Origin of the sequence: Sphingobacterium alkalisoli (genome assembly GCF_005049105.1) — a bacterium.
GTDB lineage: Bacteria > Bacteroidota > Bacteroidia > Sphingobacteriales > Sphingobacteriaceae > Sphingobacterium > Sphingobacterium alkalisoli.
On sequence record NZ_SUKA01000002.1, the window covers coordinates 662,760 to 682,049 of the forward strand.

Below are 19,290 nucleotides of genomic sequence, written 5' to 3' on the forward strand. Positions count from 1 at the left end.
ATAGCCACTGCTAACCCATTGCTGAAAACTGATCGAGTGAAAGTTAACTCAATACTAAATCGCGTTCTACGTTAATTTGCTGTCTAAAGATTACATCATGCGAGACGATAATTAATGTTCCGTGATAGGCATTTATTGCAGCTGTCAGAATCTCAATGTTCTGGATGTCTAAATTATTAGTCGGTTCGTCGAGAATTAGGATATCGGGGGATTTGTCGTCGAGTGTCAAGCAGCATAACAATAATCTCATTTTTTCTCCACCACTGAGCAATGAACAGTTTTTATCCCACGTGTCTTTACTGAATAAAAAGCGACTTAATCGAATTTTTACTTCATGTTCGAGCAAAGCAGAGCTATTATATTCTTGTGCTTGCTCGTAAACAGATAAGTCGGGTTGTATAAGAGAATAGTCTTGATCGATATAAACTGCTTTGTTGTCTGCACAGAACAAGGTTCCTGTTGTCGGGTTGAGTTTGTGTAACAGCATATTTATCAGGGTTGTTTTACCTGATCCGTTTGTTCCGCATAAGGCAATACGTTCGCCGCTTATAATCCGGAAGGAGAGCGGTGGCTGCCAAATAGGCCCCTTATCATAATCGAAATTAATATTCGATGCCTCGAATAGCACTTTTCCCTGATGTAAACTAGACGAGCTGAAGTTAAATTTCATCTTATCTATATCGGGTTGTTCTGCTCGAAGATTAGTAAGTTCCTGTGATATACCGTTTATTTTTCCGGTATGAATACCTTTAATCTTCGACGTACTCCGTTCCGCATTGTTTTTAAGGGTATTCATGACAATCGTCGGAAGACCTGCTTTTTCTTGTTTCTTTCTACCTCTGGCATCTAGCTTTTGTTGTCTTTCCAAGGTGTCGCGTTCTTTTTCCTTTGCTTTTTTTAGTGATTTTTCATGACTTTTGATATCATGTTGGAGAGCCACCTTTTCTATTTCCTTCTGTGCCGTGTAGAATTCATAGTTGCCACCATAGCTCGCGATGTTGCTGCTGTGCAACTCATGGATTTTGTCCAGTAAATTCAGTAATCTTCTATCATGGCTTACGATAATCATTGTAGCCGTCTGTTCTGTGATAAAATCGCAAAGCAATTGGCGACTATTTTCATCGAGATGATTGCTGGGTTCATCCATTACCACGAATTTCGGTCGATGAATGCTTATCCCTGCTAAGAAAGCTTTCGTTTTTTGTCCGCCACTCAGATCGGCTAACGAATCTGATAATGCTATATCATCAAGTTGCCAATACCGGAGTGCATCTTTGCAACGATCTTCAATAGTCCAGTCGTCATCCAAAATGGACAGATTCTCGTCTGTCGCGTTACCTTCTAAAATAGCATAAAATGCCGCGATCTTATCTGCGACCTTCAGTGCCTCGCCTACCGAGAGATGGTTGAACTGTCCAAATATTTGAGGAATATGGTAAGCGAGATCTGATGTAATTACAGTACCTGCGGTAGCTTCTAGTTCGCCTACTATTATGCGTAATAGTGTAGACTTCCCGACACCATTGTTTCCAATCAACGCGATTTTCTCGTGATCATTTATAGTGAGATCGATATTTTTAAACAACAGATCTTTATTGGGATGTGTATAGGAGATGTTTTGTAAAATAAGCATATTGTTTCTTTCAGCGATTAATAAAAAATACATACACCCTTCTCGGGTATGATCATGTTTTATATACAATGGGAAAGAAGTTGCTCTTACATGGAGTGGAAATTTAATGGTGCAAACTTACTTATTTATCTTGAAAAAAACTACTAATCCTCTTTCCTAAAATTTTTAAACTTCGTTCCTGACCGTCCAGTTCTGCGATATGGGGTAAGGTGGCCCAATCTTCAAACCCGAAATGTTTAAACAGTTTCAAACTAGGCTCGTTATGCGCGAAAATGAATGCAAGCAGTGTCTTAATTCCGAATTTTGGTGCACGCCCTATACTATATTGTAATATTTCTTTTCCTAGACCTTTACCCCTTACCACGGTATCCAGATAGATACTGATTTCTACCGTGGCATCGTAAGCCGCTCGTCCATAAAAGGACTGAAAGCTTACCCAACCGATAATTTCGTCCTCGCTGTTCTGTACTATCCACAAAGGACGTTTTGTCGGACTGTGTTCCTCAAACCATTTTTGTCGACTTGCCACAGTCACCGGTTCCGTATCTGCAGTAACTATTCGAGACATTACGGTCGTATTATATATTTCAACGATTCTTTCCAAATCGTTTTGTGTGGCATCTCTGAATGTGAGATTCTTCATTGTTATTTTTTTATTATTTAGATAATATGGCTGTCTTCCATAAAGATAGCATTCCGATTTTAATATCGCATATTTTGCGGATGATTTAGCGATTTTACGAAGTGGGTTTGTTTAGCAATGCGGTTGATAACTCGTCTAGCTGTACCAACAATTTACCGATAGCTTTTCCACGATCCTCTAGTAGATATGATTTTAAATCGGACTGATTTTGTAGTGAAATATGCAGGGAAAGACCCACGATTAGCGAATTAATCCGATAGGCTAACATGTGAAATTTATTTAATTCGGACCAATCTTTCTTTTTACTGCCGGGTTCTTTTTGTAACTGGTTAGTCGCGTCAGAAAAAGCAGCCAGTGCCGTCTGCGCCTTTTTTCGGGCTAGGCGAAGGGAATACATGTCAACAGTATATGCTTTTAACAGCGCCATTACGACCTGAAAATATGCACTGTTACTACGTACTACTGATCCCGCTAAATTTAGCATTCCTTTTTTTTGCCGTGTCGGGATAAAAAAATAGCCAATCGCAGCCAATAGTGATCCAATTAGCGTAAATGCGATCCGACTTCCTAAGATATCGTCGATATTTCCTTCGTAGCTGTTTAATGCGATTACAATTGCGGCGGTGATAAATAAAACGCTGATAAGATAGTTGGGTCTGTTAAATAGGAAAAAACCGTAAAGACAAACTGCAGCAACAATAAGTAGGGTAGCTCCGTCGGCTATCGTGTATAACAGAAGTAGACCCAATAAAATCCCAGTCAGTGTACCGATTATACGTTGATAGTTTCGTTTTTGAGTAGTAGCAAAGCCTGGTCTGGCTACAATAGCAATAGTTAGAAGGATCCAATAGGTATACCTGTATTCGGGAAAGGCTAATCCCACTAGTCCACCCACACCAAATAAAACCGCTAAGCGTAAGGCAAAGGGAAATATGGTCGAATGAAAGGTGATCTGTTTTTTCAGTGCTCTCCATCCTTTGGGCGGCAGGGATAGAAAATACTTATGTTCGTGCTGCTTGACTACATTTTGAAGCACTGTACCTGTATTAAATGCGGTGCGGATCTGAAAGATAAAATCAAGGATGGACCGAATATTCTCAATTATGGCGCTTAGAATGGATGTGGCTTCTATATCCTGTTGGTCCCGCACCGCGATAAGTTGATTTAAAGCTTGGTCGATACTGGATTTATGCGATACATTGTTAAGTGTTTTATTTCTGTAGTTTTTAGTAAGAGATTCTATTTCATCGGCAATCATTCCAATTAACTGTCGGATCTCTTTCAGTCCTCCAACTGGACCCAAGGTTTTGCGAATTGATTCATAGTCGTAATCCAGTGCGGTTAGCAATTCGTATAGATCGATTAATCCATATGCCTGATTGAGCCAAAACTTTCCGTCTTCAGCCTTCATCAAGTTCTTTTCCCGCAGGAGCAAAAATCGAATAGTCTCTTGTTGCTCACTTACCTGTATATGCAACCTGCCAAGTTCGTTATATGCCGCCTCTATCGGGATACGTTCATCGTAGCAAAGTGCTTTGGCACGGAGTAAAGCCGCGATGCTTCGAAAGCCATCAGACATGGCATGACGTAATGAACGATAGGGAGAAATGTAGACCTGAACGATACTGACTACATAGTACCACATTGTTCCTAATGTGATTTGTACACTAAATGTCATAGGATCCGCGGGCCATAAGCCGATGGTAAAACTGATTAATATGAGTACCAACGTGCCGATGATTCCCATGCGCATGCCAAATACCGAAAGCATCGTACAGATAAAAGCCCCTATAATAAGGAGGGGTAGAAGTAGCCAAGGAGAAGAAAGTGCATAAGCTGTAGCCATCGATGCGACAAAAAATAAGAGAATACACCAGAATGCAGACTTCCATTTATCTTTGCGATTCCCTGGTAGATCTGTCAATGAGGACAACAAGGCGCTTATCCCCACAGTTATGGCAATATCGAGATATCCCCAATAAAAGATTACGATGCTGGGTACGATACTTGTTAAGACATTCCGTAGGGCGTCTCCGCTGTTTTCTCCTGAAATGAACTTAAAAATACGCTGAGAAGTAGATTTATAATCCGGCATCTGTTTTTTTTGCAAACTTAGGTAACTTGGTGTTTGTTCACAAGAGCCCGTGTCGTTTTTCCGATACGGAGTTCGAAAATATCGTAGCATAAAAGGACGAAAAAGGCTTTTTGGCTTAAATTTTGAGTGTTTTTTTTTATGAACCTTTTAATCTTCCGCAAACCCGCCCACCATATGAATAGTTGGTTGTTTTTCTTGTTCTTAGTATGGACGCTTCCCGTCCACGGTCAATATAACGTCGAAAATATACCCCATCCTAAGAACCATGGACAGCAGTATTTCGTGAGTAATCCTGATTTTGTTCTGTCAGAAGGTACGGTTGCAGATTTAAATCGATTAGCACAAGAGACGGATTCCCTTACATCGGCAGAATATGCGATTGTGGTAGTAAATGACTACATAGGGGATAGTGATTTTGAATTTGCATTAAGTATATTTAATCATTGGGGGATAGGAAAGAAGACAAGTAATACTGGTCTGCTCTTATTTGTCGCAACAGACAGACGGGAATATCGATTTATCTCAGGCTATGGAATGGAAGGTATATTGCCCGATGCTTATCTTAAGCGGATTGGAGAAAAATATTTGGTTCCTCATTTTCGGGAAGGTGAATACGATAGTGGCATATTGGAAGCTTCTCGGTTTGTGCATCATATTTTACAATCTCCAGATGCGCGAGCTGAACTAGAACGTATGATGCCGAAACCTGTCCCGTTCTGGAGTATCCAACAGCCATACACCAAAAATACACTTTTAATCCTGTCTTTGTTCACCGGGTTATATATATGGTTGGAGTGGCTTACACGCAGACTGCGAGGGAAAGTAAAGAAAAAGAAAGGACAGCTGCATCCGATAATCAGCGGTTGCGGCTGTATGGGGTTGCTGATGTTTCTTTCCTTATTTGTATTTGTTTTTATCTTCAATAATTTAGGCCAGGTATACCAATTTGCAAATCTGCCTTATTTTATTGCGATCTTAGGAAGCCTTGTTCTAGCGATGAAATTCCATGCCAGTAGAACAGCTATCTCCGATTCCTATAAAGATGTAGGGAATAGAGGTGAAGCGCTTAACAAATTCATGCTTTGGGGTTTTTTCCCTGCGTTATTGGCACCGCTTGCATACTATGATTTGGGGATGATATGGAAACGTGCTGGCCAAAATAAGGCCCGCTTAAACCCGCCCGATGATAGTGGCAACTGGACTCGGGTGGATAGGGATGAGCGTAACGTCAAGTTGGCTAAATATTTGGATAAAGGACAACAGAAGGAAGAGAAACTGAATAGCCAGACTTATGAAATATGGCTTAATTCCAATACAAATGAATCACGTATTATAGGGTGGGACGGGAGTAATCGTTATGCACTTTGTCCTTCTTGTGCATACAAGACCTTAGAGACTAGCGTTGAAGTAGAACTTCGAGCGGCTACCTACTCATCAGAAGGTAAGGGTGAACAGAAAGACATCTGCCGTCATTGTTCTTATGAGGATTCAAAAGGGACCTATGTGATTCCGATGCGCGTGCGTAGCTCTTCCGGAAGTTCTTCGGGAGGAGGATCATCATCAGGCGGTGGTTCTTCAAGTAGTAGTGGTAGTTTCGGGGGGGGCTCCTCTGGAGGTGGAGGCGCAGGCGGACGGTGGTAATAAAAATAAAACAAACATTGTTCGTCTATTCTTGTTGTGAGGTTATAGTAGTTAATCTTTAATTTACAAAAACATAACATAATGGGAAAAGGTGATAAAAAGACCAGGAAAGGTAAAATAGTGATGGGGTCATATGGTAATAGTCGACCCGGAGCGAAAAATCAAAAACCTAAAAAGGAAGAAGTACCAGCTAAAGAAGAGTAAAGGAGAGGAGGTTAAATCCTCTTCTTTCTTTTTTGGTTGAAAATTAATTTGAAATAATTATATTTTTTTCTGTGTAAAATTTTAAATATGGCAATAAAATACCGTATTTATCTCTATGGATTATTATTTTTATAATTTTTACAATTTTGTATTGAAATAATTATATATGTTTGCATCCGGATTATCAATTGTAAACGAAGATGTCAACTAACGCTGTTTTAGAGCAGGAAATCAAAACATATACGACAAAGCAAAACGCTGCAACCAAATTGGTGGCAATGGTCAGCAATCTATGGTATAACCACGCGGTCGAATTGGTTTTATTTAGGAACCAACTTGTCGATCGCAGGGTCAGTCATATTTTGAATGTACACAGCATTTCCCAAGAATTAACCGGACAATCTATTTCTGTATTTGACTCTGTTAAAATCGTTAAAGTTTTGATGGAGTTACATCTATGTCCTGCTCGGATAGATATTGGAAAACTGATACTAAGGTTGCGCGAAAAATCGGTAGAGGATACCGACATAGTGCATTTCTTGATAGGAGAGTTACAACTTGCCAAGCCGCATAATTCCTTCGTACCACGTGATGTGGTGCTATACGGTTTTGGACGAATTGGACGCTTGTTGGCACGTGAACTTATTGCTAAAGCTGGGGCTGGCAAACAACTACGATTGCGTGCGATTGTGACGCGTGATAATATCGATGTGAAAACGCTGGAAAAACGGGCAGCGTTGCTGCGGAATGATTCTATTCATGGTCGGTTTGATGGACAGGTAGAAGTAGATGTGTCTCGTAATGCGTTGATCGTTAATGGGATTACGGTTCATGTTATCTCCGCACAGGAACCTGAGCATATCGACTATTATGCGTACGGAATTCAGGATGCTTTATTGATTGATAACACCGGAGCATTTAGGGACGAAAAGCAACTGTCACGGCATTTAATTTCTGGGGGAATCGCGCAGGTATTACTTACTGCGCCGGGAAAGGGCATTCCGAATGTGGTATTTGGTGTTAATGAACAATCCGTAACGATGGATTCACATCGTATCGTCTCTGCGGCTTCGTGTACCACAAATGCTATTGCGCCGATCCTTCAATTGATCGAAAGCGAACTGAAAATTATAAAGGGCCATGTAGAAACTATTCATTCTTACACGAATGATCAGAACTTGGTTGACAATATGCACAGGAAGGCAAGGCGCGGGCGTGCGGCAGCTGTTAATATGGTGATTACAGAAACGGGGGCAGGTACTGCCGTTGCAAAAGCGATTCCTTCTTTGGCCGGAAAGCTAACCTCAAATGCAATTCGCGTGCCCGTGCCAAACGGATCTCTTGCTATTCTAAATCTGGAAATAGTAAATAAAACTTCCATTGAGCAACTCAAAAGCTTACTGCAAAATGCCGCCTTACATGGAAATCTTGTAGAACAGATTAACTATTCAAATAATGATGAACTCGTATCGTCCGACTGTATAGGGACTACCTTTTCTTCTATCGTAGACGCTCCAGCAACCATCGTCTCCAGCGATGGTAAAAATATTGTACTATATATCTGGTACGACAATGAGTATGGTTATACGCATCAAGTCATGCGACTAGCTCGGCATATAGCCGGAGTAAGAAGATATACTTATTATTGATAACCTAGCGGGCTGCCAACTCCAATTTTCAAAATGTAATATCGGTAGCCCGTTTTTTTACGTTAAACCTCCACTGGATAACAATTCTTTCTGAAATCTTAATATTGTTTGTTTCTTGAGAAAATACTGTCTTGCCATCAGTTGGTGATAATAGTTGATGGCCGAGAAGAGATGAGCAAGATTGTCATCATGATAGGCATCTACATTAAAATAATGCAAGGTGTTTTGTGTATATGTTTGGAGCGAAATTTTTGCACTTTCATCCAACTTCTCTGCGATCAGAGGTGCTTTTAGTAGTGCGGTAAGTTCATTTTTTAATTTTGGTTCTAGCTTTTTTAAATCTTCTAGGTGCGCCGTTATTTCATCAAATGGAGTGGTCTGAAAAATAAAATTGGTCGTTTCTATTAACGAGTTGTAAAAATTGATTTTTTCGTCGTACTGTTTGTCAATTTTTACAAATTCAGAATAAAGTGTATATAATTCTCCTTCTCTATTTTGTAGTCGAGCAAGTGTGTAAAAGAATCGAAAAACTGCTATATTATTGTTTCTGATCTCCGTTTCTTTTTCTGCAATCTCCTCTTCGACTTTTTGTAGCACAAGATATGCTTCGTCTTTTCGATGTTTGATGCCATTGTAGTCAAAGGTTTTTATTTTAATCTCATCTTTTTGGATTGCTAGAAGTATTTCTTTGTCATTTTTCAGTGCAACTAACTCGTATATCGCTTCGACTTTTTCGTCGTTGAATAATTCCTGTACTTCGATTTCAAAAATTGATTTATCGATCATGGGCAGACCTTCAATTACCGGGTTATTGTTGTCATAAAAGCCATTGTACAACTCATCGAATGCGTTTTTTTCAAAATCAGCGATAAATTCTTCGGTAAACTTTTCGGGATTTAATTCATTTGGCGTCTCCGCATATTGTATATGGGCAAATAATGCATTCGAAATCTGTTTGGCAATTGCACCATTGTTTTCAAATAGGGTAATTGCTGGCGAATCGTCGGTGTTGGTTTTGATAATATTCAGCCTATTGAGGGCATTGATCCGATCCTCATCGGAGGGATGTGAGGCCCATTGATTCTCAATGTTTAGTTTAGATTTGTTGTATTTTTTAATTTGTTCTAATTCTATGACGGGGAATGCTCCACGAAAGGGATATTTGTTCTTTGTCGCTAAAAATTGCATAACGAACTGCTGCTCAGTATATAAATTTTGACTTTTGACGTTTAATTTCACACGTTCATCGTAAAAGCTTAGCACATTCTCCAGCGCAAAATTAGAAAAGCTCAGACGCAGTAAAGACTCTGATAGTGCTTTAGATCCCGCAACATTTGCAGCAATTTCATCGGCATGGAACTCCATCTCTCTGGATAATGCCATATAATTGATGTTAATATAGGCGTAAAGCTGCTGAAGAATTTTTTGGATTCCTTTGATAACAAAAGCTGATGCGCCAATGAAGATCACTGCATATCCATTTATTGATGCCCATTTCTCATTCATTTTATTCAGGGACTCATTTTTGTATAGCATATTGTATATGATCTGATTGACATTATATACATAGCTGCCTAGTTTCATACTCTTTTGGGAGAAGTGACCAAATTCGTGTGCGAGAATAGCTTTTAATTCTTGCTGTGTTACGGAGTTAACTAGTCCCATTCCAATCTGAAGATTCTTTTGAATCGGTAAAAACATGCTCCAAAAATTAGAGTCGTAAAAGACGGATGCATTTACATCATGTGATAGGTACACTTTCTTCGGAAATTTGGTGTCCACTTCTTGGACAATTTCGGTAATGAGTGTGAATAACCTAGGTTCATCGCTAGCGCTAATCTCGGTTAGATGGCTTAAGTCGGTTTTGGATGACGCAAAAATAAACTTGATTAGATAAATGAGTATGGTAAATGCCGAAGCGATTAACGCCAATCCTAATCCAAGCGTGGGGATAGAAGGTGTGAAGGCGATGAGTGCGATCCCTGCGTAGACACAGGCTGCGGTGAGGCCGATGCTAAGAATAAATAACAGAAGATAGGTGAAGGCAAAAACGAGAATGGAAAAAACCGTTTTTTTTGCTTCTTTTTTAAAGCTAGGAGAGGTTTGGACGTTCATAGTGTAGATTAATTACGGAACTAAAATAAAAAAAATAATTGATCATATATCTTATTATTTCATGATTTGCGTCTACATTAGGTCACCATTTCCATAACTGCTAGCAACCAAAGCCTTCCATATAGTTGTCTGAACGAACGACTAGTTGTTCTGATTTTTCTCCAAGGGCGGGAGTTCCTCTTTTGTATTACGCGTATTTGATGTCTAATAGGCGGTCTCTTACCAAAAGACAAGCACCAATAACGCCTGCTTTCTCCTGAAGTACAGATAGCTTTATCTGAGTGTCAGTATTAACCAAATTAAGCGAATACTTATTTATAGCACTCTTTATTGGCAATAAGATATAGTCGTTGGTTTGGGATAGCGGACCACCAAGAACGATTAGCTCTGGATTATATAGGTTGATTAAAAGCGCGATGCCTCTACCTATTTTTTCGCCAATCTCGGCTATGAGATCAATGGCAAGCACATCGTCATTGTTGACTGCTTCAATAATATTTTTAAGTTTTATTTGATCAGGTTGCATGTAATTTGTCAAGCTACTGGTATAGCCGTTTTTGATTTTTTGTGCAAATAGTTGGGTCAACGCCCGGCCAGATGCTTCGGTTTCAAGACAACCCTTTTTGCCGCATTGGCAAATTACTTCGTTATCGAAAAGTGGAAGGTGCCCGAATTCACCAGCAAAACCAGATTTTCCGTAATATATCTGACCGTTTATCACAGTGCCCATACCAATGCCATAATCAAGGTTCAGAAAGAGGACGTTTTTTTCATTCTTCACGACACCTGCCATAAACTCACCGTAGGCCATCGCCCGGGAATCGTTCTCAATAAAAGTCTTGATATGTAAAGTATCTTCCAGATACTTGCTTAATGGTTTTTCGCTGAAATGAAAAAAACTGTAACTGTAGCCCGTTTTATAATTAATTCGACCTGTAAGATTTAAGCCTAAAGCCAATATTTTCTCTCGAGGTACCGAGGTTTTTTTTATAAATGACTTAATAATGGAGCACAACTCCTCAAGCGACTCACGGTTATTATCTAATTTATAAGGCAGATTTTCACTTATAGCAACAATTTGCTTGTTAAGATCAATGAGACCTATATTTACATGGTTGTGTTTAACGTCTACCCCGATGAAAAAGCCAGAAGTAGGTACAAGGCCATAGACATTGGGCTTTCTTCCACTCAGGGTAGTTGATTTTCCAAAATCTTTTACTAATCCCTCCTCAATAAGCTCGTTTATCAAATTGGTCACTTTCGGAACACTAAGTTTTAGCTGTTTACTCAACTCAGAAATTGTTGTGTTACTAGAAATCGAGAGTATGCCGACAATTTCCTTTTTAATAGAATTGTTTTTGTAAGCAACTCCAGAAACGTTTTCAGCACCTAGATCTTCAAAAAAAGTCATATATAAACGGGCCTAATAGGCTTTAGTTGTAATACAAGTATAACAATAATATTGTTAATATAGGTTTAAGTTGTGAATATTATATATAAAATAACATGAGTATATAGATAATTGCACAATATTGAAATGTTAATTTTAAAAAAAATTATTAAAAAGTTTACGTTATTAAAATATTTTAATAATTTAGTGTCGTCAATGGGTTACAGCGACACTAAATTTAACGTTTTACCTAATTTGTATGAGTAAACCAATAATTATGATTAGAAAACTCTATACGATCGCAATTACTAGTCTATTGATCGGATCGCAGTATGCATGTCAAAAAGCCGAAGAAGTCGGACTTTATTCCATCTATCAATTGGATAAGTATAAACAGGATAAACCTGTAATCGAATTGGATCCCACGGTTTGGGAGAAACAATCCAATTTGATGACCACCTTTCCGAAAGGTATTGAAGTCTATAAAAGAACTGCTGCAATAAATGCTAAGGGAGCGAGCTTATTCTTGTTGGCGTTCAATCCAAAGCTAAATATTGAGCTGAAGCCAGTGTTGTCCTCTTCTGCTAAAACACCTACCGCTTTTTATAACGATGAATCTGGAGATGTGTATGCCTGTATCAATGGTGGATACTTCTTTGGAACAAGTAGTCTGAGCTTAGTGCAGTACAATGGGGTTGTGAATGCGACGAACGTAGCCTCACTGAATCGCAGTTATAACGGCGTGTCAACTCCATACTATCCTACTCGGGCCGCTTTCGGATTGAGCAGTAGTTATGTACCTTCAGTGGCTTGGGTGTATAATGTCACGGCTGGGGCCGGGGGGCTTTATGCTTATTCGATACCTAGTCCTAATGCTGAGGGTGCACCACCACAAGCGCGACCTTCTAATGCCTTTCCTGCCGGCGGTGTACTTTGGGACAAACAAACGTCGATTGGTGGATCTCCCATGTTGGTAATGGATTCCGTTATTAATATTACAGATGTAGCGGAGATGGTGACTGCAAGTGCAACACCTTCATCCGCTAGACCGCGTTCAGCTATAGGTTATCTGAAAAATGGTAACGTGGTGATAGTAGCTGCTCAGGGTGGATCTACAGAAATACCTGGCTTAACAATGCAGGAGCTGGCTGAGGAAATGTTAGCTGTCGGTTGCATGGGTGCGGTTAACTTAGATGGTGGAGGATCGACCTCGTTGGTGGTGGATGGTCAAAAGACAGTCGTACCATCCGATGCTGCTGGTGAAAGAAATGTTGTGAGTGCATTAATCGTAAAAAAGAGATAGTATATATGCGATATTATTGTTTATTGGCTTTGGTTGTTATCATTCAATGTATAAGCATAGCCCAAATCAAAACTGATGTCATTATAGTTGGCGGAGGCGCCAGCGGAACAATGGCGGCTATCCAGGCTTCCCGTTTAGGTGTAACTGTAGTTGTGATCGAAGAAACAGCTTGGTTGGGAGGTATGTTGACTTCTGCAGGTGTCTCCGCAATAGACGGAAACCATAGACTACCTTCAGGTTTGTGGGGAGAATTTAGAGAACATCTGTACCAACACTATGGTGGTCCCGAGAACGTTGAGACAGGGTGGGTAAGCAATACGCTCTTCGAACCTTCGGTGGGTAATAGCATCTTGCAGCAGATGGTTGCTAATGAGAGCAATATTCAGGTGCTTTATGAAACAAGATGGGAAAATATTAAGAAGCATAAAGATGGTTGGTCAGTGGGGATCAAATCCAAATCGGGCAAAAACTCCCTTATAGAAGGTAACGTGTTGATCGACGCAACAGAATTAGGAGATGTAATGGCCGCTTTGAAAATACCTTATTATTTAGGTATGGATAGTAAATCATTGACAAAGGAATCTTATGCTTTGACGGAAGGAAATGATATTTTGCAAGACCTTACCTACGTGATTACGCTCAAAGATTTTGGCAAAGGAGTGGACAAGACGATCAAGAAGCCTAAAAATTACGATATTGCCGAATTTGCGGGTTGTTGCGATGTGTCAGATCCCGCTACCTTCAACCAAGATAATAACGATTGCTTTAAAATGTTAACCTATGGTCGTCTACCCAATAATAAATTCATGATCAATTGGCCGAAGAAAGGCAATGACATCTACTTGAATATTGTTGAAAAGACGCCTACCGAGCGCATGAAGATGTTGGAAGAAGCTAAACAGATGACGCTACGGTTTGTGTACTACATCCAAAAAGAGTTGGGCTATAAGAACCTAGGAATAGATTACGACGAATACCCGACCGAGGATGGTTTTCCGATGATACCCTATCACCGTGAATCACGACGTCTTGACGCTAAATCATTATTTGCCTTGCAGCATGTGATGATGCCTTTCGAGACCCCGGAGGCATACTACCGAACGGGGGTCATCGTAGGAGATTATACGATCGATCATCATCATTATAAATACGGTAATGTGCCTGAGATAGACTTTGTTAAGATTCGTGTGCCCTCTTACAATGTGCCAATGGGTAGCTTGATTCCGAAAGATTTTGAAGGCTTGATTGTTGCCGAGAAAAGTATAGGTGTGAGTAATATTGTCAACGGCGCCACTCGATTACAACCTGTTGTGCTGGGGATCGGACAGGCTTCGGGCGTACTCGCGGCGTTAGCTGTGCGGAAAAATATACCACCGTCTCAGGTATCCATCCGAGATGTACAGTCGACCCTGCTCGATTACAAGGCGTATGTAATGCCATATATCGATGTGCCGCCAACAGACCCACATTTTAAGACCTTGCATAAGATGGGAGCTACGGGCGTATTAAAAGGTTTCGGTGTTCCCTACAAATGGGCTAATCAGACCTGGTTCTACCCTGAACGAGAGATTAGTGAATTTGAGTTATTGACTGGACTGCGCGATTATTATCCCATGCTGAAGGACAATTGGACCGCCTCGGGGGCGCCATTGACGGTGGAAAGTTTACAAGAAATTTTTGCGGCAGCACAGAAAGAGATATCGCTGGCACGGGTAATCGAAATATTACATCGCGCCGGTATAAAAGATCAAATAAATGGTACGACTGCTTTGAATAGAAGATTAGCGGCAATTTTGATCGATGCGCATTTGCAGTTATTCAACCTAGAAGTAGATTTTAACGGAAATATTAAAAGATAATTTTTAACCTAAATTTTTGATTATGCATAGAATCGTTCAATGGGTCTCATTGAGATTAAGTTGCTTGTTAATCACCTGCTCCGTATCGTTAGTGTATGGACAAAGTCGGCAAGTAGCTGGAAAGGTGTCCAATAGTAAGGGAGAACTATTAGAGGCGGTGACCGTAAAAGTCGCCGGTAGCACCATGGCTACGCGCACAGATAATAAAGGTGAATTCTCCATCACAGTCGAGGGGGAGCAACAGAGTTTAGTGTTTTCCTATTTGGGTTATTTGACGAAGACGGTCGAAGTAAAGGATCAATCCAATATACAGGTGACCTTACTGGAAGGTGGTTCTATGTTGGAAGACGTGGTTGTCATCGGATATGGCGAGCAAAAGCGATCCGACCTCACTGGTTCTATAGGCAGTGTTAAGATGGAAGATCTTCAAAAGGCTCCTGTAAAGTCTTTCGACGAGGCGTTGGCTGGTCGTGTGGCGGGTGTGCAGGTTACATCTTCGGAAGGGCAGCCTGGGTCGACGATTGATATTGTGATTCGGGGTATTGGTTCGATCACGCAGAATGTAGGGCCATTGTATGTAATCGACGGTATGCCTGTCGAAAGTCCTAATGATGGCAATATGGCTGCTAATCCTATCAATGCTCTGGATCCGGCTGACATCGAGTCTATCGATATCCTGAAGGATGCTTCAGCAACAGCTATATATGGTGCTCGAGGAGGTAACGGTGTTGTCATCATCACAACAAAGCGAGGTGCTTTATCTGCCCCACAACTTGCTTATAATACCTATTATGGTTGGCAAAGTAGCACTAAAAGACAGGAGGTATTGAACCCCTATGAATTTGTAAAACTACAATGGGATATTGATCCAGTTCGGACGAGCGGACTGTATTTACAGGGGGGCAGTGTCGATATAGAAGATTATAAACTCTTGGACGGCATCAATTGGGAAAATCAGGTGATGCGTGTCGCTCCAATGTCCAATCATCACTTGTCGCTCAAAGGGGGGACTGCTCAAACTAAATATAGTGCCTCATTATCGCGGATTAATCAAGAAGGTATTATTCTAAACTCTGGATTTAACCGAACCCAAGGTAGGATGACATTGGATCAGCAGATAAATAAGAAGCTCAAAGTGGGATTAGATGCTTCGTACTCCAATTACAAAAACTACGGTACCCCTTCATCCAGTTCAAGCTATAATCATGAAGTAAACCTGCTGTTCAGTGTTTGGGCTTTTAGACCTGTGTCAGTGACCAATACAAACCTTTTGGAAGAAGGGTTAGATCCAGAAATCGAACAGTCCCAAGAGCATCGTTTCAATCCTATTATGACGACGCAGAATGAATTGCGAGAAAACTATGGGACGACTTTTACAGTGAACGGCTATGCGGAATATGAATTACTAAAAAGCCTCAAGTATAAATTGTCTGGTACATTTTATAAAGGAAATCGACGATATGATACGTATAACGGTGCAAATTCTCGCACAGGTCATGAATTTACCAATTCACAGCTAAATGGCTCACGCACATTCTACGACTCGGACCGCTGGTATATATCCAACCAACTCACCTATGTCAAGACCTTGGCCAAGAAACATTATATTAATGCGATGGCGGGCTTTACGGCTGAAAGAACATCGGGGCTGAGCTTTGGTGCATCGGCCATACGACTGCAAAACGAAAATCTAGGTTTATCTGGACTAGATGAAGGAGAACCTAGTAGCATCGGATCGTCCACTACAGAAGCTACAATGGCTAGCTTCTTGGCACGTGTGATGTATTCTTATGATTCTAGGTACTTGTTTACAGTAACTAACCGATTAGACGGTTCGTCCAGATTTTTGGGCGACAATATCTACGGATTCTTTCCGTCATTCGCAGCGGCTTGGCGTATCAATAACGAGAAGTTTATGGAGACGGCAGACTGGCTTTCTAATGCAAAGATCAGAGCTTCATGGGGTCGTACAGGAAATAATGCCGTTGGTAATTTTGCTGCGCATTCCGCCCTTCAGAGCCTAACGAATTCGGGATATGGCTTTGGAGGTACTATTATTCGTGGCGTCATACCCACTTCGTTAGGTAATTATGATTTGAGGTGGGAGACTTCGGAACAGACGGACTTTGGTATCGATCTAGGTTTCTTTAACGAACGGATTACCATGGTGCTAGACGTCTACCGTAAAAAGAGCCACGATCTATTGATGAATGCCGGACTGTCGCCATCCACAGGGTATTCTTCGGCAATAAAGAATATTGGCAGAATCCAGAACGATGGTATTGAGTTGACGTTGGGTTTTGTCCCGGTAAAAAAAGCCTTCACATGGACATCTGATTTCAACATTTCTTTTAACCGCAATAAGGTGCTCGCACTGGTAGACAATCAAACTTCTAGGCTTACTTCTGTTGGATGGGGAGATGACTGGAGAACCGTACCGGGCTATGTAGCGAAAATTGGTCAGCCTGTATCCCAATTTTATGGTTTGATTTGGGATGGTGTATACAACTATGACGATTTTGACTTCGATGGGGTTAACTATACGCTAAAACCTACACTAACAACTAATGGGACAACTGCTGTACAGCCCGGACACATCAAATATAAAGACCTCAACGGCGATAGGCAGATCAACGATGATGACAAGGTGGTGATCGGTAATCCGATACCAAAGTACTTTGGTGGCTGGTCCAATAACTTCGCGTACAAAGGATTTGATCTAAATGTCTTTCTTCAATGGTCTTCTGGCAATGACATCTTAAATGCTAACAGGATCATTATGGAGTCGGGGTACAAGTATAATACGAATCAATTTGCATCCTATCGAGACCGTTGGTCGCCAAGTAATCCAGAAGGTACCTTGCCTGCTGCGCGAGGTGCAATCTACAAAACCTATTCGGATAGGATTGTAGAAGACGGTTCTTTCTTGCGGTTGAAGACAGTTTCGTTGGGTTACAACTTCTCTAGTGAATTACTTAAGAAAGCTAAGATTTCTACAGTGAGGATGTACTTTACCGCCCAGAATTTACATACATGGAGCAATTATTCGGGTTATGATCCGGAAGTTTCTGTTCGTGCGAGTGCGTTGGTCTCTGGTTTTGATTACTCCGCTTATCCACGAGCAAAAACATACACTTTTGGTCTAAATATCACATTTTAATATTTAATCAAGAAAGAACATGAAAAAGATAATATTAAGCGGATTTATAGGGACAATACTTCTTTTAAGCGCTTGCAATAAGTTTTTGGACGTGAAGCCGACAGATTTTGTGGCCCCTGTCAACTATTACACCAATGAAAAAGATGTATCTGCAGCCGTCGCTGGTATATATGATGTACTTGGAAAAACTTCTGCTTACGGCAGATACCTGTTTTTTGAAATGGATATCAGTGACGAAGGCTTTTTTGGATTATCCAGCAATACACAGGATATCGCGTTATATAATTATGATATTGGTGATACCAAGTTGCTGAACACATGGACAATATTGTACGAAGGAATTAATCGTGCGAATATGCTGTTGGAAAACATCGATAAGGCGGATATGTCCGATGGGGCCAGAGAAGTCTACAGAGGAGAGGCTTTGTTTTTGAGAGCGTACTACTATTTTGTATTGACCTCCAATTGGGGGAAGATTCCACTGCGTTTGGAATCCACCAAATCGCCAAGCGAAGTGGATATGGTACCATCGACGTATGCAGATATTTACCAACGGATCGTGATGGATATGGAGGCTGCCGCTGAAAAAGTTGCCGATGTAACGACCTACACAAATGCTGGAAGGATATCCAAATCTGCCGTGTGGGGAGTATTGGCTCGCGTCAATTTGAAAATGGCGGGTGCACCGCTCCGTGATGTAGCTCGGTATGCGGAGGCTAAGGAGTGGGCGAAAAAAGTTATCGCGTACGGTTATCATCGATTGAATCCAGATTATAGTCAAGTGTTCAAGAACTACGCACAGAAGGTATACGATACGAGAGAATCAATATGGGAAGTCGAATTTTCTTATCAATCTGGTAATCAGTATGAAGAAGGTATGGTGGGATCGATAAATGGAATAGGTACATCCAACACGACGGTTGGCTACAGTTATGGTGCGATGCGTGTTATGAGACCGTATTACGATTCTTTTGTTACTGGTGACGAGCGTCGCGATTGGAATATTAATGATTATACGTATGCAGCGGCTCCAAGCACGGAGCGAGTTCCGTATACAGGGAGTACGGCTACAATCTATTACAATAGATATGCGTCCAAATTCAGAAGGGAATTTGAAGTAACACCAGTCAAAAGTACCAATACCACAGTTGTCAATTTCCCTTTGGTACGCTATGCAGATGTGTTATTAATGTATGCCGAAGCAGATAATATGCTGCCCGGAGCGCGTAGTGCCGAAGCAGATGAATACATTAATCTAGTGCGTAGGAGAGCATTTGGAAAGTTGAAAGTTGGTGCTACCGATATCCAAGAGGCAGATTTGTCTTCTAGTTTGGACGAACTGGAATTTCAAGAAGCCATTCAAAAGGAACGATCGTGGGAGTTGGCTTTTGAAGGTTTAAGGAGATTTGATCTGACACGATGGAACAATTATATACTGACTATGAAGAATTTGCTTTCCTATAAGGCTTCTGCTAATGCCAACTACCAATATGGCTTTAGGACGGCAGAAAATATTAGTGAACGGGATACGCTCTATGCCATACCGAGGGATGAGATGATCGTAAACAAATTGATGAAACAAAATGCGGGTTGGTAAT

At 40.8% G+C, this 19,290-nt stretch carries 12 protein-coding genes; 7 read left to right on the forward strand and 5 right to left on the reverse strand.

Annotated features, from left to right (window positions below):
* Positions 1-43 precede the first annotated feature (43 nt).
* The 3 genes from FAZ19_RS08545 to FAZ19_RS08555 all read right to left on the reverse strand — a co-directional run bounded on the left by FAZ19_RS08545 (position 44) and on the right by FAZ19_RS08555 (position 4,371).
* Complete coding sequence (locus FAZ19_RS08545; protein ID WP_136820287.1) at positions 44-1,633, reverse strand: ABC-F family ATP-binding cassette domain-containing protein; 1,590 nt, start codon at positions 1,631-1,633, stop codon at positions 44-46.
* 121 nt (positions 1,634-1,754) lie between these two features.
* Positions 1,755-2,276: a GNAT family N-acetyltransferase gene (locus FAZ19_RS08550; protein ID WP_136820288.1), complete on the reverse strand. Its 522-nt coding sequence runs from the start codon at positions 2,274-2,276 to the stop codon at positions 1,755-1,757.
* Positions 2,277-2,370: 94 nt separating this feature from the next.
* Positions 2,371-4,371 (reverse strand): FUSC family protein, encoded by a 2,001-nt coding sequence (locus FAZ19_RS08555; protein WP_136820289.1) that lies wholly within the window; start codon positions 4,369-4,371, stop codon positions 2,371-2,373.
* A 174-nt stretch (positions 4,372-4,545) separates the two neighbouring features.
* Here FAZ19_RS08555 and FAZ19_RS08560 point away from each other — a divergent pair, with 174 nt between their 5' ends.
* The 3 genes from FAZ19_RS08560 (at position 4,546) to FAZ19_RS08570 (ending at position 7,865) form a co-directional block, all read left to right on the forward strand.
* A complete protein-coding gene (locus tag FAZ19_RS08560; protein ID WP_169305611.1) occupies positions 4,546-6,012 on the forward strand; it encodes a TPM domain-containing protein in 1,467 nt (488 codons plus the stop codon).
* A gap of 81 nt (positions 6,013-6,093) precedes the next feature.
* Positions 6,094-6,216 (forward strand): 30S ribosomal protein THX, encoded by a 123-nt coding sequence (locus tag FAZ19_RS08565; RefSeq protein ID WP_136820291.1) that lies wholly within the window; start codon positions 6,094-6,096, stop codon positions 6,214-6,216.
* A gap of 200 nt (positions 6,217-6,416) precedes the next feature.
* Complete coding sequence (locus FAZ19_RS08570) at positions 6,417-7,865, forward strand: glyceraldehyde-3-phosphate dehydrogenase (RefSeq protein ID WP_136820292.1); 1,449 nt, start codon at positions 6,417-6,419, stop codon at positions 7,863-7,865.
* A gap of 57 nt (positions 7,866-7,922) precedes the next feature.
* Here the strand turns inward: FAZ19_RS08570 and FAZ19_RS08575 are convergent, their stop codons facing one another.
* Both FAZ19_RS08575 and FAZ19_RS08580 read right to left on the reverse strand, forming a co-directional pair.
* A complete protein-coding gene (locus tag FAZ19_RS08575) occupies positions 7,923-9,980 on the reverse strand; it encodes a M48 family metallopeptidase (RefSeq protein WP_136820293.1) in 2,058 nt (685 codons plus the stop codon).
* A 187-nt stretch (positions 9,981-10,167) separates the two neighbouring features.
* The gene (locus FAZ19_RS08580; protein WP_136820294.1) at positions 10,168-11,391 is read right to left on the reverse strand and encodes an ROK family transcriptional regulator; all 1,224 of its coding nucleotides are present in this window, start codon (positions 11,389-11,391) and stop codon (positions 10,168-10,170) included.
* 256 nt (positions 11,392-11,647) lie between these two features.
* On the opposite strand from FAZ19_RS08580, the gene FAZ19_RS08585 reads away from it, so the two are divergent.
* The 4 genes from FAZ19_RS08585 to FAZ19_RS08600 are packed head-to-tail and all read left to right on the forward strand — an operon-like array spanning position 11,648 to position 19,289.
* On the forward strand, positions 11,648-12,673 hold the full coding sequence (locus tag FAZ19_RS08585; protein ID WP_188876090.1) for a phosphodiester glycosidase family protein: 1,026 nt from the start codon (positions 11,648-11,650) through the stop codon (positions 12,671-12,673).
* Positions 12,674-12,678: 5 nt separating this feature from the next.
* Positions 12,679-14,532 (forward strand): FAD-dependent oxidoreductase, encoded by a 1,854-nt coding sequence (locus FAZ19_RS08590; protein ID WP_136820296.1) that lies wholly within the window; start codon positions 12,679-12,681, stop codon positions 14,530-14,532.
* Positions 14,533-14,554: 22 nt separating this feature from the next.
* Positions 14,555-17,692: a SusC/RagA family TonB-linked outer membrane protein gene (locus FAZ19_RS08595; RefSeq protein ID WP_136820297.1), complete on the forward strand. Its 3,138-nt coding sequence runs from the start codon at positions 14,555-14,557 to the stop codon at positions 17,690-17,692.
* Between the two features lie 19 nt (positions 17,693-17,711).
* Positions 17,712-19,289 (forward strand): RagB/SusD family nutrient uptake outer membrane protein, encoded by a 1,578-nt coding sequence (locus FAZ19_RS08600; protein ID WP_136820298.1) that lies wholly within the window; start codon positions 17,712-17,714, stop codon positions 19,287-19,289.
* Position 19,290: the final 1 nt, after the last annotated feature.

What these genes read in the sequence shown, in the direction of transcription:
- FAZ19_RS08545 (WP_136820287.1), bottom strand. Translation starts at nt 1,633, where the DNA reads ATGCTTATTTTACAAAACATCTCCTATACACATCCCAATAAAGATCTG.
- FAZ19_RS08550 (WP_136820288.1), bottom strand. Translation starts at nt 2,276, where the DNA reads ATGAAGAATCTCACATTCAGAGATGCCACACAAAACGATTTGGAAAGA.
- FAZ19_RS08555 (WP_136820289.1), bottom strand. Translation starts at nt 4,371, where the DNA reads ATGCCGGATTATAAATCTACTTCTCAGCGTATTTTTAAGTTCATTTCA.
- FAZ19_RS08560 (WP_169305611.1), top strand. Translation starts at nt 4,546, where the DNA reads ATGAATAGTTGGTTGTTTTTCTTGTTCTTAGTATGGACGCTTCCCGTC.
- FAZ19_RS08565 (WP_136820291.1), top strand. Translation starts at nt 6,094, where the DNA reads ATGGGAAAAGGTGATAAAAAGACCAGGAAAGGTAAAATAGTGATGGGG.
- FAZ19_RS08570 (WP_136820292.1), top strand. Translation starts at nt 6,417, where the DNA reads ATGTCAACTAACGCTGTTTTAGAGCAGGAAATCAAAACATATACGACA.
- FAZ19_RS08575 (WP_136820293.1), bottom strand. Translation starts at nt 9,980, where the DNA reads ATGAACGTCCAAACCTCTCCTAGCTTTAAAAAAGAAGCAAAAAAAACG.
- FAZ19_RS08580 (WP_136820294.1), bottom strand. Translation starts at nt 11,391, where the DNA reads ATGACTTTTTTTGAAGATCTAGGTGCTGAAAACGTTTCTGGAGTTGCT.
- FAZ19_RS08585 (WP_188876090.1), top strand. Translation starts at nt 11,648, where the DNA reads ATGATTAGAAAACTCTATACGATCGCAATTACTAGTCTATTGATCGGA.
- FAZ19_RS08590 (WP_136820296.1), top strand. Translation starts at nt 12,679, where the DNA reads ATGCGATATTATTGTTTATTGGCTTTGGTTGTTATCATTCAATGTATA.
- FAZ19_RS08595 (WP_136820297.1), top strand. Translation starts at nt 14,555, where the DNA reads ATGCATAGAATCGTTCAATGGGTCTCATTGAGATTAAGTTGCTTGTTA.
- FAZ19_RS08600 (WP_136820298.1), top strand. Translation starts at nt 17,712, where the DNA reads ATGAAAAAGATAATATTAAGCGGATTTATAGGGACAATACTTCTTTTA.